General features: G+C 66.6%; 11 protein-coding genes. 5 read left to right on the forward strand and 6 right to left on the reverse strand.

Annotated features, from left to right (window positions below):
• Positions 1–219: 219 nt before the first annotated feature.
• Positions 220–1,266 (forward strand): hypothetical protein, encoded by a 1,047-nt coding sequence (locus L6Q96_02490; protein MCK6553444.1) that lies wholly within the window; start codon positions 220–222, stop codon positions 1,264–1,266.
• A gap of 2 nt (positions 1,267–1,268) precedes the next feature.
• On the opposite strand, the gene L6Q96_02495 is transcribed toward L6Q96_02490, so the two are convergent.
• Entirely contained in the window at positions 1,269–1,754 is a 486-nt protein-coding gene (locus L6Q96_02495) for an isoprenylcysteine carboxylmethyltransferase family protein (GenBank protein ID MCK6553445.1), read from the reverse strand.
• Between the two features lie 439 nt (positions 1,755–2,193).
• Positions 2,194–3,426: a D-alanyl-D-alanine carboxypeptidase gene (locus L6Q96_02500; protein ID MCK6553446.1), complete on the reverse strand. Its 1,233-nt coding sequence runs from the start codon at positions 3,424–3,426 to the stop codon at positions 2,194–2,196.
• A gap of 144 nt (positions 3,427–3,570) precedes the next feature.
• On the opposite strand from L6Q96_02500, the gene L6Q96_02505 reads away from it, so the two are divergent.
• The 4 genes from L6Q96_02505 to L6Q96_02520 all read left to right on the forward strand — a co-directional run bounded on the left by L6Q96_02505 (position 3,571) and on the right by L6Q96_02520 (position 6,918).
• A complete protein-coding gene (locus L6Q96_02505) occupies positions 3,571–3,834 on the forward strand; it encodes an acyl-CoA-binding protein (protein MCK6553447.1) in 264 nt (87 codons plus the stop codon).
• A gap of 13 nt (positions 3,835–3,847) precedes the next feature.
• Positions 3,848–4,282, forward strand: a complete 435-nt coding sequence (locus L6Q96_02510) for a GFA family protein (GenBank protein MCK6553448.1) — start codon at positions 3,848–3,850, stop codon at positions 4,280–4,282.
• Between the two features lie 140 nt (positions 4,283–4,422).
• Positions 4,423–5,607, forward strand: coding sequence for an ATP-binding protein (locus L6Q96_02515; protein ID MCK6553449.1), 1,185 nt, complete (start codon positions 4,423–4,425; stop codon positions 5,605–5,607).
• A 315-nt stretch (positions 5,608–5,922) separates the two neighbouring features.
• Positions 5,923–6,918, forward strand: a complete 996-nt coding sequence (locus tag L6Q96_02520; protein MCK6553450.1) for a hypothetical protein — start codon at positions 5,923–5,925, stop codon at positions 6,916–6,918.
• Positions 6,919–7,027: 109 nt separating this feature from the next.
• On the opposite strand, the gene L6Q96_02525 is transcribed toward L6Q96_02520, so the two are convergent.
• The 4 genes from L6Q96_02525 to L6Q96_02540 form a co-directional block, all read right to left on the reverse strand.
• Entirely contained in the window at positions 7,028–7,528 is a 501-nt protein-coding gene (locus L6Q96_02525) for a DUF1269 domain-containing protein (protein ID MCK6553451.1), read from the reverse strand.
• Positions 7,529–7,674: 146 nt separating this feature from the next.
• Positions 7,675–10,044 (reverse strand): tetratricopeptide repeat protein, encoded by a 2,370-nt coding sequence (locus L6Q96_02530; protein MCK6553452.1) that lies wholly within the window; start codon positions 10,042–10,044, stop codon positions 7,675–7,677.
• Between the two features lie 302 nt (positions 10,045–10,346).
• Positions 10,347–11,771, reverse strand: a complete 1,425-nt coding sequence (gene gltX, locus L6Q96_02535; GenBank protein ID MCK6553453.1) for a glutamate--tRNA ligase — start codon at positions 11,769–11,771, stop codon at positions 10,347–10,349.
• A 90-nt stretch (positions 11,772–11,861) separates the two neighbouring features.
• Entirely contained in the window at positions 11,862–13,982 is a 2,121-nt protein-coding gene (locus L6Q96_02540; protein ID MCK6553454.1) for a UvrD-helicase domain-containing protein, read from the reverse strand.
• Between the last annotated feature and the right edge of the window lie 64 nt (positions 13,983–14,046).

Consider the following 14,046-nt stretch of genomic DNA (forward strand, 5'->3'; position numbering starts at 1 on the left):
AACCTCTGTCGCAGACTAGCCGAATTCATGCCCGCGCCGGCGTGCATCCAACTGCTCGTCCCGCCCGCAATGAGGCGACAAGTACCCGCGCCCCGGTTGCACTGCACGGCACCCTGATGTCATAGGCAGGTGACAGGGAAGATGGACCCGCAGGCCGGCATATGTCGAGTACCATCGACCGAGCCGCCCGAGCACGACGGTTGCGGTCCCGCGTAAGGCATGCCCGCAATATCCGAAATTCCACTGCTCACGCCAGCGGAGATCGATCGTCTGCGCCGCGAGGTGCGGAGCCGGGCCGCCCATCTCAGACGCTCCCTTACCTGGCTGGATGCGGTGGATGTCCAGCAACCTGCGGCCGACGAGCGGCCGGCGCGAATACGGGTCGCGGCTTTCAACATCGAACGTGGCAGCCGCTTCGACGGCATCGTTGCCCTGCTCTCGGCGCATCCCGCATTGCAGGACGTCGACGTATTTCTGATCAGCGAAGCCGACTGGGGCATGGCGCGTTCGGGCAATCGTCACGTGGCCCGCGATCTCGCGCAGACATGGGCCCTCGGCTACGCGTATGGGATCGAGTTCCTCGAACTTACCAAGGGCGAGGCCGCGGAGCTCGACGCGCCGGGCGACAACACCTGGAGCCTCCACGGCAACGCCATTCTCAGCCGCTGGCCTCTCGTTGCGCCACGCGTGGTTCGACTGCCCGTGCACTGCACCTGGGCCGAAGGTACACAGGCGCGCGTCGGCGGCCGCATGGCGCTCCTCGCCGAGATCGAAACGGCGGCCGGCGACGTTACCCTGGCGTCAGTCCATCTCGAGAACCGCACCACTCCGGCGGGCCGGCGGGAACAGATGGAGGCCGTGCTGGCGTCGATTCCCGCCGGTGCGCCGGCGATCGTCGGGGGCGACCTCAACACGGCGACCGTGGACGGAGGTCGCGACGAAGAGATCTTCTCGATTCCCGACCTCCTGAAGCGCGACCCTGCACGGTTGCGCCACCCGGAACCGTACGAGCCGCTGTTCGCGTCGGTCAGGGAGGCCGGCTTTCTCGTCGACGAAGTCAACGCCCCCGATATCCCCACCTGCGTACCGTTCGGCATTCGCGACCCCGCGTACTGGCTCAAACTCGACTGGCTTTTCACTCGCGGGGTGGTGCCGCGTACGGATCGCATGGCGCCGTCGGTTGTTGTCGCTGCCGTCGGGGATCTGCGCGTCTCCGATCACGACTGCATCGTCGCCGACCTGGAGCTAACCGCAATCGGGAAGTAACTTCACCAGAACCAGCGCGGTACGCTGGTCGTGTAGTCGGCGTACGCCGAACCGAACAACCGCCGCAACGTCGGCTCTTCGTACAAAACCACGAAGCTCTGGAACACGATTCCCATCGCCGCCGCGTATAGCAGCAGCCAGGCCGACGCGAAAAACATCGCCTCTGCCGCGATCATGCAGAACACGGCGACGTAGAGCGGATTGCGCGTCACCCGATAGAGCCCACGGACCACCAGCTCTTGCGGCGGATCGACCGGCGCCGGCGTACCACGCCCCACCACCATAAAGTCGTACACGCACCAGACGTAGATACCCACCGCGGTCACCGCCGGAACAACCGCCAGCACCTGCAACCACCCGACGGCGGGAATCGCGTCACCCCCGGTCCAGACCAGTATCCGCCACGGCAACAACCCCACCACGGTGCCCGGTGCCAGCACGGTGAAGATCACGTTCTTGAGAAGCAACCACATCCCGGTGCCCTTCATGCCACGCCCGTGGGTTACGCGACAACAGATACCCGTCTACCCAAGTCCGGCGCTAACAGATGTCCGCATGCCCGTAAGCCGTCACCCCCGCGAAGCTTGTCCCGGCGAAAGCCGGGAGCGGGGGGTCCAGGAAACCACAGCCCACCTGGATTCCCGCTTTCGAGTCTGTCGATAAGCGGCCAAACCCGGCTTCGACAAGCTCAGCCTGAGCGGTGGTGGAATTGATCTCATTGGGCTTTCCCCGCTCACCCTGACTTAACGATTTACGAGTTTGCGCGCACGGCGCGAAGGAATCGGATGGGGAGGGCGAGGCTCCTGGCGAGCCGTCGTCAGGCCGCTGCGGCTCGGCGGGAGCCTCGCCCTCCCAAAGGCATGGCTGATGGGGCCATTGGGTTGCGGGTGGCCGCCCGCGCTAAGGCGGTGGAACGCGGACCCAGGCTCACAGTTGACGGCGCAGCGTCTCGACGATCCGCGCTCGGCGGTCGCTGCCGCGGCCGTCGAGGCTGACGACGAAGCGCACCGTCCCGTGCCGCGCGGTGTCGAGATAGCCCACGACGGAACGCGCCGCCTGCAGCGTGCCGGTCTTGTGCCGCACGCCGTCGACTTCCTTCAGCAGGTCTCGGTACGGCGCAAACAGATCGAGCAACGCCGCCATGGCCGGCGCGGTGGCGCGGTTGTCGTACGACAGACCCGAGCCTTCGACGACCTCGATCCCGTCGAGCTCGGGGTGCGCGGCGAGCAACTCCCGCGCCGCCACGGCGCTCTTCTCCAGCGACGCAGGCGCTCCCTCCGCCTTCGCGCCCACCGCGAGGAAGACCTGGTTGGCGACGAAGTTATTCGAATGCTCGAGCAACGCGCGACAGACCGCGGCCAGGGTGCGGCTGTTGTGGTGCACGTAAAACGGCGCCGCAGAGGGCGCGGCCCGCTGCCCCGTCGCCTTACCCACCGTGACTCCCGCGGCGCGCAGCTTGGCCGCAATGACCTCCGCGGCGTAACGGGCGGCGTCACCGTTGCGGTGACCGAGATTGAAGCGCAGCGTACCGTCGATCTTGCGCTCGCCCGCCAGCGTCAGCGCCAGCGGTGTCAGCGGCGTTTGCGGCTCGGTGGAGCGGATCGCTCCCCCGCGGCGATCGAGCACGATGGTGTTGAAGTTCACCGCCGTGGCCGAATTCGGCGCGTCGTACGGATTGGCAGAACCGCCGACTCCGGGAATGACGATGGCCGGAGCAAAGAACGAGTCGTCGACGGCAATCCCGGCCAGGCTCCGCGCGCCGAGCCGAGCCCGGAGCGCGGCCGCGACCGCGTCCAGCTCTTCCGATACCAGGAAAGGATCGCCCCGCCCGCGTACAACCATAGTGTCGCCTTCGAGGAAGAACTCGGTGGTGAACCGGTGGTCCATGCCGAGCCGCCGGGCTGCCAGCAGGGTCGTGAATACCTTGATGGTCGATGCCGGGATGAACGATCGGTCGCCGTTGTGGTCGACCACGACCCGACCGCCGCTATCCACGACGTAGACAATCTCGCTCGGGCCCAAGGGTGCACCGAAGTCGACGCGGCGGTCGGCGCGGGCCGCCCGCCAGCCGCCGAACGCCAGCACCAGCGCAAACGCGACGGTCGCAACAACGATCTCGCCGGCCCAACGGCAATCCGCGTTCGTTGCTCGGTAACCCATTCGCGTACTCGATAAGCACCTATCGCACCCTGGTGTCGAGCGGGCAAGACGACAACGGGCGGTTTGGCGCGACGGCGGACTGTGGTACTGCCAGAGACGGCCGGCGAGCGGCCGGCACTCGATCGACCGAGGAGGATCGTGACCATGTCAGGGTTGAAGGAGAAGTTCGAAACCGCTCAACAGGACGTACAGAAACTGTCAGAGCGGCCGGATAACGACACCCTGCTCGCGCTCTACGCGCTCTTCAAGCAAGCGACCGCCGGAGACGTAAAGGGCAAGCGACCGGGTTTCATGGATTTCGTCGGCCGCGCGAAGTTCGACGCCTGGGCCGCCAGAAAGGGCACCACCGCCGACGCGGCAATGCAGGCCTATGTCGATCTCGTCGCCAAACTCCGCAAGGGTGCGTGAGTGGCGGACCTGCGTGACCGTCTCTGTCCTGGAGGGAGATATGCGCGGTAGTTGCCTGTGCGGCGCCGTGACCTACGAAACCGCCGCCCCGGTCGAGCGGCTCGGCCACTGCCATTGCGGCATGTGTCGCAAGGCGCACGGCGCGGCGTTCGCGACCTACGGGCGCGTTCCCACAGGAGCGTTCCGGTTCACCGCCGGCGAGAGCCGCGTGAAGCGATACCAGTCGTCCACCCCGGTAACGCGATCGTTTTGTGCCGACTGTGGATCGAACCTGACCTTCGCCTACTCGGCGTTGCCCGACGTTCTCTGGGTCGCCGCCGGCTCGTTCGATGAAGACCCGGGGGTGCGACCGCTATGGCACGGCTTTGTGGCCTCGAAGGCACCGTGGCATGAGATCAGCGACGACTTGAAACAGTTCCCGGAGTTCCCGGAAGCCGGGGCGTATTGAGCGCTCCCGGTGTCCGTGCGTCCCGCGAGCGAGTCCGTAGCTCGGCTCCCCCATCGAATGAGATCCTGTCTCTTACCCGCATTCTGCCGTCAAACGACCCGCGTTCTGACCTGGTCGCGGGTTCTAACGACGAGGTGCTCGTGACCACAGGCGAACGGACTACGGATCACGCCGCTCTCTCCGAGACCGAAACTCAGTTGCGCGTCTTTACGAGCCGCCTGCCGGGCTTTTTCTGGACGACCGACACCGAGATGCGGCTCACCCTGCGCCTCGGCCGAGACATGGAACCCATCGATGCCCAGAACGAGGAAGTTCTGGGCCGGCACATCGGCGACTTCATAGGAACCAGGGACGAGAGTGCTCCCTGCCTAGCGGCGCATCGACGGGCCCTGGGTGGCGAGATGGCGACGTACGAGCAGGAATGGGAAGGGCGGTGTTACAGTGCCCAGGTCGAGCCGTTGCGCAGCGAGGACGGCAGCATTACGGGGGTTATCGGGGTGGCGTTCGATATCACCGAGCGCAAACAGGCGGAACAGGCGCTGCAAGCGGCAAGGGCGGAACTGGAAACTCATGTCGCACACGCTCTGCGTGTCAGCACCCTGGGCGAGATGGCGGCGGGCCTGGCCCACGAGATCAACCAGCCTCTGTCGGCGATCGTCAACTACGCCCGCGGCTGTGTGACGCGTTTGCGCTCCGGCATGGCCGAGCGAGAGGATCTCCTGTTCGCGATCGAGCAGATTGCGGCGCAAGCGTTGCGCGGCGGCGAGATCGTCCGGCGCTACCGGCGCTTCCTGCGGGCGGGTACCGCGCACCGCGAACCGGTGAACGTCAACACCGTCGTCGAGAACGTCGTCCGATTCATGCAAACGGAAGCGCAGGCGGACGGGGCAGTAATCAGGCTCGCTCTCGCGGAGCAGTTGCCGGCCGTGCCGGGCGACGGCGTACAACTCGAACAGGTGGTACTGAATCTGACCCGCAACGGCCTGGAAGCCATGCGGGACGGCAGTCCGGCAGAGCTGTGGATTCGCACCTCCGTCGACGCCTCGGAGATCGCGGTAGCCGTGGAAGACCGCGGCCGGGGTGTACCGCAAGACCTGCAAGAGCGCATTTTCGACGCTTTCTTCACCACCAAACCCGACGGTCTCGGCATGGGCTTGTCGATATGCCGTACCATCGTTGAAGCGCACGGCGGCCGTTTGTCGGCAACCGCGAATCCGGAAGGCGGCACGACCTTCCGGTTCACTTTGCCGCTGCCCAGGAACGGCGATGCCGGAGGCACCCGCGGCGTTGCCGAGGATGGCGCCGCGTCCGCGCCCACCGGGTAGACCGTCACAGGGTTTTGCCGCCTTACCTCTGTGGCCGGCGCGGCCCGGTTATCTCCTTGCCTCGATAACAAGCCGAATCGACAAGCCGGGTCTTTCCCGCGCGCGATACCGGAACTTCCCAGAGCCGCAAAACCCCTCGTCGGCATGGTCACGGACAAAGGCGGACAGCGAAGACCGGGCGGGCTGGTATGGCATTCGCATGAGCGAGTGCGGGGTTGGGCTGTTGCGACCGGCGGCGAGACCTCAAAGGGGTGTCAAGGAGAACGAACGCGGTTAGCGGCGCGGCAAAGCGCCAGCGGAGAAAGGAGCCGATGTATGTTGAAACGTGTCTTGTCGATAGCAGTTCTCGGGCTCACGTTGCTCGGCCCGGGGGCGTGGGCGGTCGACAATCCCGCCGACCAGGATCCGTTTCACGGATTCATCAGCCCGGTGTCCAACCCGACGATCTTCGAGGATCCCAGGTCGCTGACCGAAGTGCGGCCGATCTTCGTCTACCACCAGATTCCCAGCACCTTCCCTGTAGCCAATCTCGGCGGCGGCGATGCGTACGTCGTGGCGGCGCAGCTCCGGCTGGCGATCACGGACCGTTTCAGCTTCATCGCCACCAAGGACGGCTACACGTGGGTGAATCTGCAGAACCGACAACTGCGCCAGGCGGTGGCTGCGGCCAATCACGGATCGTCCAACGGCTGGGCGAACCTGGCGTTCGGGTTCAAGGGCACGCTGTGGCAGCACGCCGACGAGGACAATCTGGTGATGGTGTCGGCGGGACTGCGATACGAGGCCCCGGCGGGTAACAAGTCCGTCTGGCAGGGCTACGGCAAGGGTTTGTTGAACCCGTTCCTGTCGGCGATGTGGGGCAATGACCGGCTGCACCTGATGGCGTATACCGGGCCGCGACTGGCGCTTTCCGGGTTGAACTCGAGCTTCTACGACCTGTCGGTTCACGCCGACTATCGGTTCGAGAGCTTCTTCCCGCTGGTCGAAGTGAACTGGGTGCAATGCCTGACGGGCGGCAACGGCGGCATTCCGCTTTCCGCGGTGGTCGACGGCGAGGGCTTCGACTTCTTCAACTTCGGAGCGACGGAGGCCGGCGGTACCGGGGTCGCGACCATGGCGCTCGGTGCCCGGTGGCGGGTGACGGATCACAAGGCGCTGTGGCGGCCTATCGAGCTGGCCGACCGCGTCGGGTTCATCGACCTGGGTGCGAGCGTCGAGTTCCCGCTGACGTCGCAGAAGTGGTTGTTCGACTGGCGGGTCACGACGGACCTGATCTTCCGCATCGAGCCCGGTGCGTTGTTGGTGTTCTGAGCGGTGGCGGGCGGCGTAGCGCCGCGCCGGTCTCGTCCCGCACGCCCGCCGCCGGTCATGCCCTGGCATGGCCGGCGGCGGGGTGTGCAATCGAAGAATGCCCGGCGGATCAGGTGCCGGCGGTTCTCGCGGCGTTGAGCGCCGCTTGCAGCTTTTCCTCTTGTTCGTGGCTCAGCGAAGTCTGCACGACCTTGCCCCCCGTTCCGCGCAGTTCGGCGAGCACCTTGTCCGGAGTCGCCTTGCGCACCAGGACAAACAGCGCCGAAGAGCCGGCCTTCAGGTTCTCGGCGATTCCCTTCATGAACTTGTCGTCGAGGCCCACATCGGTAAGTGCCCCGGCCACCGCACCCGACGCTGCGCCGACCGCGAGGCCGAGAAGCGGACTGAGGAAGATGAGACCGATCAGGGTGCCCCAGAAGCCGCCGGTCGCCGCTCCCGCCGCCGTGAGGTTGTATACCTGGTGCAACTTCACCTTGCCTTCTTTGTCCTTGGTCGCAACCACAGCGTCGGCGAGATCGACAAGGTACTCCTTCTGCATCTTCAGCAGTTGCAGGCGGACTTCCTGCGCCTTGAACTCGTCTTCGTAGCCAATCACCACAAGGTCAGCCATCTCGCTCCTCCATCATGATTTCGGTTTGTACCGCACGACACGACGCGGTTGCCTCAACGGTACTAGACGAAGGGGCGGTTCGGAAGAGGTCCACCAACCGCGGCCGCCCGAAAGGACGAAGTCGCTTTCCCGGTCTCGAAAGGGGGCTACGGGGATCGATCCGTGCCCCGGGGCTCGGCGACCTGGCGCAGCAGTTGCCGCGCCTGCAGGTCGTCAGGTCGCAGGGCCACGAGGCGTTCGGCATAGCGGCGGGCGGCCGTCAGGTCGCCGCGGTCGCGGCCGATCGTGGTTAGCGCGTAGAGAAGCTGCCGGTCGCCGGGAAAGCGCTCGTGAGCGGCGTTCAGGACGGCGATGCCCCGGGTCGAGTTGCCGCTCGAATTGAGCGCGACCCCGTATACGTACGCATAGATCGGATCGTTCGGAGCCAGCTCCGCGGCACGTCCGAGTTCGACGCCGGCTTCGTCGTACTGTTGCCGGCGGACCAGAGTCAGACCGAGGGCATGGTGCAACTCCGCCGAGTCGGGCGCCTGTGCGAGTCCGCGACGCAGCACGGCTTCAGCCTCCGCCTCGCGCCCGAGAGTGCGCCAGAGGTCGGCGAGGTTGACGTACGCAGGGACGAACTGGGGTTCGATGCGCATCGCAGCTTCGTATTCGGTGCGAGCGGCGTCGTGTTTCCCGAGGTCGGCGGCAAGCAGGCCGAGGTTCAGGCGTGCGTCCGGTCGGTCGGCGTTCTCGGTCAGCACGGAACGGTACTCATCGAGGGCGCGCGCGCGGGCCGCTCGATGAGCCTGCGGCAGCGCCGTCTCGGGCGCGGCGGCGAGTGTCGCGGCGGTTGCGGTGCGCACGGCGCGGCGGGGATCGTCGAGCAAGGGCGCGAGGACGCGGAGACGCTCGGGTGCGGGCAGCATCGCCGATGCGTCGACGGTGGCCAACCGCACCAGTGGATCGGGGTCGCCGGCAGCGCGAGCAATCGCGGCGGCGGTGCGCGGGCCGGGGTAACGCGGCAGCAGGCTTACCGCGGTGGCGCGCACTATCGCCGGCAGGCTGGAGTCGGCGCCGAGGAGATCGAGAAGCGCCGCCTCGCCATCGGCTCGATAGCGGCGCGCTGCCTGAATCGCCTGCCCGTAATGCGGTTCGCGCCGCTTCGGTTCTCCGTACCACCTGACGATCGCGCTCGCCGCCCACGCCGGCTCGCGGTCGCGATGGCAGTCGGTGCAGGTGTCCGGGCCGCCGGTCTGTTGCGCGAGGTCGGGGCGCGGAACGCGAAAGCTGTGATCGCGGCGCTCGTCGACCGTCATGAACGTGCGAGCCGGCATATGGCAGGCCACGCAGCGCGCCCCGCCCGACTCGGGAAGATGGTGGTGATGCGCCGGCGTCGCAAAGCGCCCGGGCTCGTGACACCGTGCACAAACCGCGTCCCCGACGGCCCGCAGCCGGGCACTGTGCGGGTCGTGGCAGTCCGCGCAGGTGACACCGGCGCCGTACATCCGACTCTGCAGGAACGAGCCGTATTCGTAGACCTCGTCCTGCACCTGTCCGTCGGCGAAATACAGACCCTCCTCGAGGAGTACGGGACGATGGCTATCGAGAAACGGCTCGCCCGGTCGATAAGCATCCGTGAGCGTGGTGCGACGGGAATGGCAGGCCGCGCAGGTTTCGATCTCGGCCCGGGAGTGTCGCGGTATCGAACGTCGTGCCGTGCCGCTACTCCGGTCGGCGATCCACGTCTGGGAGCCGTCGCTGCCGAAGTCGACGACGAGGCCCTTACTGGCGCTCGCGACCGGCGAAGGGCCCGCACTTCGGGCAGCTTCGGCCCAGCGCACGTGTTCGGCAGCGGGACCGTGACACCCTTCGCAGCCGACATTCGGTTCGATCCAGGTCGTGGCGTAACCGTCGTGAGCGGCCTCGTAACCCTTGCGCAGCCCGGTGACATGGCACTCGGCGCAGCGGTCGTTCCAGTTCTGCGCCGGCCGAGTCCAGTGCAGGATGTCGCCATGGTCGACATGTTCGTCGCCGTAGAGATGAAACCAGCGCTTGCCGTGAGTGTCCCAGGCGACGGACAGAGCCTGCAGTCGGCCCGCGGCCAGGGGCAGCAGGTATTGCTGCAAGGGGTCGACGCCGAAGGTGTACGGCACGGGAAAGTCCTGCGTTGCGCCGCCGGGCCCGGCGGTACGAACCGCGAGGGTATCTCCGGCACGCATGAAGTGCGTGACGTCGGCGGCGCCGCGAAAGACCGCGCCACCGAAATCGCCGCGCACCGTGTCGGGGGTAGCGGGCTCCATCGCATGGCGGTGATCCGAGGTCAGCCACGCGTCGTAGACCGCGCCGTGGCAGGGGCGGCAGGCGGCACTGCCGGCGTAAGCGGAATCGCTGCGACGACCGGGAGGTCGCGGCGGCCCGGCAAGGACCGGCCCACCAGCAAGCACGAGAGCGAAAGCGAGCGACGGGAATAGACGACCGGAGACGGCGAGAACAACAGGATTCGGATGTCCACCGGAACGACGACTTCCCGTCATGATCGACTTCCCGAACCGGCTAAGTACTCCGGTTCATTAGTCCGGCGACGTATTCCGTTCGTCCCGAGTAGCGCCATCTTTTCGGCGGCGTATCGAGGGGCGGGGCCGCAAAGCCGCTCGCCAGGCTGCCCCTCGATACGCCCCTGAGAAAACGGGGCTACTCGGGGCGAACGGGAAGCGTCGTACGGAATACGTCGCCGTAATTGTGCCCATCACTACTAAGGCGGATTGCTCGTAAACCTCGATACGGCCCCTAAGAGGACGGGGTCCACCCTGGGGCGAACGGGTGGGGTTACTCACGCTCAGCCGGTTGCGTGCCCCTGCATCGCCGCCAGCCGCGCCAGTGCCGCGTCCAGCCTCGCCATGGTGCGGTCCTTGCCCAGCACTTCGAGCACTTCGAAGATCCCCGGGCTCACGGCGCCGCCGGTCATCGCGACACGCACCGGCTGCGCCAGCTTGCCAAGCCCGAGCCCGAACTGCGCCATCACAGTTTCGAAGACGCCTTTGATCGGGTCGTGGCTCCATGCGCCGAGATCGGCCAGACCCGCTCGCAACGCCGTCAACGGCTCGCGAACCTCGGCCTTCAGGTGCTTCGTCACCGCCGCCGGGTCCATCGTCAGTTCGTCGACGAAGTAGCACGTCGCCGCCTCGACGATCTCTACTAGCGTCTTACCGCGCTCCTGCACGGTGACCATTGCCCGCGCCAGCCACGCGTCGTCGCCGCGAATCGTCCAGCCCTTTGCCGTCACGTGGGGCTTCACTGCTTCTGCCAGCGCCTCCGGCGACAGCGCCTTGAGGTACTGGAAGTTGACCCACTCGGCCTTCTCCTGGTTGTAGACGCCGGCGGCGGTGCCGACGCTGTCGAGCGAGAACTTCTCGATCAGCTCGGCGCGCGTGAACAGCTCCTGATCGCCGTGCGACCACCCTAGCCGCACGAGGTAGTTCACCAGCGCGTCCGGCAGGTAGCCCATGTCGCGATACGCCATCACCGACGTCGCCCCGTGCCGCTTGCTCAGCCGCGACCGGTCGAGTCCGAGAATCAACGGAATGTGGGCGAACGCCGGCACCTCGAAGCCGAGGGCGCGGTACATCTGAATCTGCTTCGGCGTGTTGGTGAGATGATCCTCGCCGCGGACGATGTGCGTCACCGCCATCGCCGCATCGTCGACGACGGCGCAGAAGTTGTACGTTGGCGTGCCGTCGGAGCGCACGATGATGATGTCGTCGAGTTCCTGGTTCTGGAAGACCACGTGCCCCTTGACGAGATCGGGCACGACGGTGTCGCCGTCGAGCGGGGCCGCAAAACGAATAACGGCCGGCCGCCCCGCAACGGGTTCCGACCGTTCCCGGCACGTGCGATCGTACATCGGCTTGCGACCGGCCTGCATCGCGGCCTCCCGCCGCGATTCCAGCTCTTCGGGCGTGCAGTAGCAGCGGTACGCTTTGCCCGCGCTCAGCAGGCGCTCGGCCTGGGCGGTATAGACGGTACTGCGCTGACTCTGGAAGAACGGCCCCTCGTCCCACTCCAGACGTAGCCAGGCCAGGGCATCGAGAATCGCCTGGATCGACTCTTTGGTCGAGCGCTCGCGGTCGGTGTCCTCGATGCGCAGGATGAACGCGCCCCCGTGATGGCGGGCGAACAGGTAATTGAACAGCGCCGTGCGGGCACCGCCGATGTGCAGGTAGCCGGTCGGGCTGGGGGCGAAACGGGTGCGGACGGGCGACATGGCAGTCCGAGGCGGGTAACAAGGCGGCCAGGCAGTGTCAACGTTCCAGTGATGAGCGCGGCCACAAGACCCACCGCGCCTTCACCCCGATTACGCCGGTTGCAGCCCGGCGAACTTGAGCAACAGTTTCTTTACGCCCACGGACTGGAACGTCACCGTTGCCTTGCGGCTCTCGCCGCTGCCTTCGAGTGCGCGCACCACACCGACGCCGAACGCCGCGTGGCGCACCCGGGCACCGACCCGCAGGCCGTCCTCGCCATCGTACACCACACGCACGTCGTTGTCCTCGGGCTCGGCGTGTACCGGTTTGAGCGACGGACCCGTCAACACGGTCCGCTGCGCCCGCAGTTCGTGCAGCAGGTTCGGCGGAATTTCATCCACGAAGCGGCTGCGCGGGTTGAACTGCGCGTCGCCGAACACGCGCCGCCGGCGCGCGTGGGTCAGGTGCAGCCGCTGCATCGCCCGCGTCATGCCGACGTAACAGAGACGCCGTTCCTCCTCGATATCGTCGTCCGCGACCCGCGCGTGCGGAAACAACCCCTCCTCCATCGCGGTCATGAACACCACCGGGAACTCCAGGCCCTTGGCGGCGTGCAGGGTCATCAACGTCACCCGGTCCGCACCCGTGTCGTAGGCGTCGAGATCGGTCACCAGCGCCACTTCCTCGAGGTACTCCTGCAACGTTTTGCCCGCCGCCGCCTGTTCGGCCATGCCGGCGAGCAACTGCTCGAGGTTCTGCACGCGGTCCTTGCCGGTATCGCTGGTGTCCTCGCGCAGCATTTCCCCGTATCCGCTGTCGGCCACGATTCGCGCCGCCAGTTCGGGAAACGGCACCGCATCGACCGCCGCGCGCAGTCCGTCCATCAGCGCCACGAAGGCGCGCACCTTGTCGAGAGCCTGCGTCTTGAGGACCCCGCGCGCCACCGCCAGACCGCACGCCGGGAGGAAACCGCCCGCTTCCTCTTCGAGTGTCGCGATGCGTTCCACGGTCGTCGCACCGATGCCGCGCGCCGGCGTGTTGACGATGCGCTTCGCCGCGATCGAGTCGGCCGGGTTGAGCAGCAGCCGCAGGTACGCGAGCACGTCCTTCACCTCGGCCCGGGCGAAGAACTTCACGCCGCCGACCATGCCATAGGGAATCCGATGGCGGACGAGCGCCTCTTCGATCGGCCGCGACTGCGCGTTGGTGCGGTAGAAGACCGCCACGTCCCGCAACGCCATGCCGTGGCGGTGCAGGCGGGCGATCTCCCCGGCCACGTACCGTGCCTCCTCGAGGTCGTCGGGCAGCTCGGCGAGGACGATACGCTCGCCGCGCGGGTTCTCCGTCCATAACCGCTTGCCCTTGCGCTGCCGGTTCTGCGCCACCACGGCGCCGGCGGCTTCCAGAATCGTTTGCGTGGAGCGGTAATTCTGTTCCAGCCTGATCGCCACCGCATCGGGGTAGTCGCGTTCGAAGTCGAGGATGTTCTTGATGTCGGCGCCACGCCAGCGATAGATCGACTGGTCCTCGTCGCCGACGACGCACAGGTTGCGATAACCGGACGCCAGCAGATTGGTGAGCCGGTACTGCACCTGATTGGTGTCCTGGTACTCGTCGACGAGGACGTGCAGGAAGCGCTGCCGGTAGCGATCGAGCACGGCCGGGTGCTCCTCGAACAGGCGCACCGTCAGGAGCAACAAATCGTTGAAGTCGAGGGCGTTGTTGCGGCGCAGCTTATCCTGGTAGCGCACATACACCCGTGCCGCCCGCTCCTGCCAGACGTCGGTCGGAGTGCAATCCGCCGGTCCGATACCTTTGTTCTTCGCCGCGTCGATAAACGACCCGGCGCTGCGGGCGCTGAGGACCTGTTCCGCCACTTCCAGGTCGCGCAGGCACTCGCGCAGCAGGCGTTCCTGGTCCTGCTCGTCGTAGATGACGAAGTCGCGGGTATAGCCAAGCGCCGCGATGTCGCGGCGGAGCATGCGCACGCACGCCGAATGAAAAGTCGACACCCACGGCGGTTCCGACGAACCGAGCAGGCGTAATACCCGCTCGCGCAGTTCGGCGGCGGCCTTGTTGGTAAATGTGACCGCGAGGATCCGCCACGGCGGCACGTTGCGCGTCCCGATAAGATGCGCCACGCGGTGCGTCAGGGTTCGGGTCTTGCCGGAGCCGGCACCGGCGAGAATCAGCAATGGCCCGTCGCCGTGCTCGACGGCCTGGCGCTGCATGGGGTTGAGCGACGAGAGATCGGCGTACCTACGATCGGCGGAACGCTCGCCGTTCGTGCCGAGC

It is taken from the genome of Candidatus Binatia bacterium (genome assembly GCA_023150935.1).
GTDB lineage: Bacteria > Desulfobacterota > Binatia > HRBIN30 > HRBIN30 > JAKLJW01.

Coding starts and splice junctions, on each gene's coding strand:
- L6Q96_02490 (MCK6553444.1), top strand. CDS start 220: ATGCCCGCAATATCCGAAATTCCACTGCTCACGCCAGCGGAGATCGAT.
- L6Q96_02495 (MCK6553445.1), bottom strand. CDS start 1,754: ATGAAGGGCACCGGGATGTGGTTGCTTCTCAAGAACGTGATCTTCACC.
- L6Q96_02500 (MCK6553446.1), bottom strand. CDS start 3,426: ATGGGTTACCGAGCAACGAACGCGGATTGCCGTTGGGCCGGCGAGATC.
- L6Q96_02505 (MCK6553447.1), top strand. CDS start 3,571: ATGTCAGGGTTGAAGGAGAAGTTCGAAACCGCTCAACAGGACGTACAG.
- L6Q96_02520 (MCK6553450.1), top strand. CDS start 5,923: ATGTTGAAACGTGTCTTGTCGATAGCAGTTCTCGGGCTCACGTTGCTC.
- L6Q96_02525 (MCK6553451.1), bottom strand. CDS start 7,528: ATGGCTGACCTTGTGGTGATTGGCTACGAAGACGAGTTCAAGGCGCAG.
- L6Q96_02530 (MCK6553452.1), bottom strand. CDS start 10,044: ATGACGGGAAGTCGTCGTTCCGGTGGACATCCGAATCCTGTTGTTCTC.
- gltX (MCK6553453.1), bottom strand. CDS start 11,771: ATGTCGCCCGTCCGCACCCGTTTCGCCCCCAGCCCGACCGGCTACCTG.
- L6Q96_02540 (MCK6553454.1), bottom strand. CDS start 13,982: ATGCAGCGCCAGGCCGTCGAGCACGGCGACGGGCCATTGCTGATTCTC.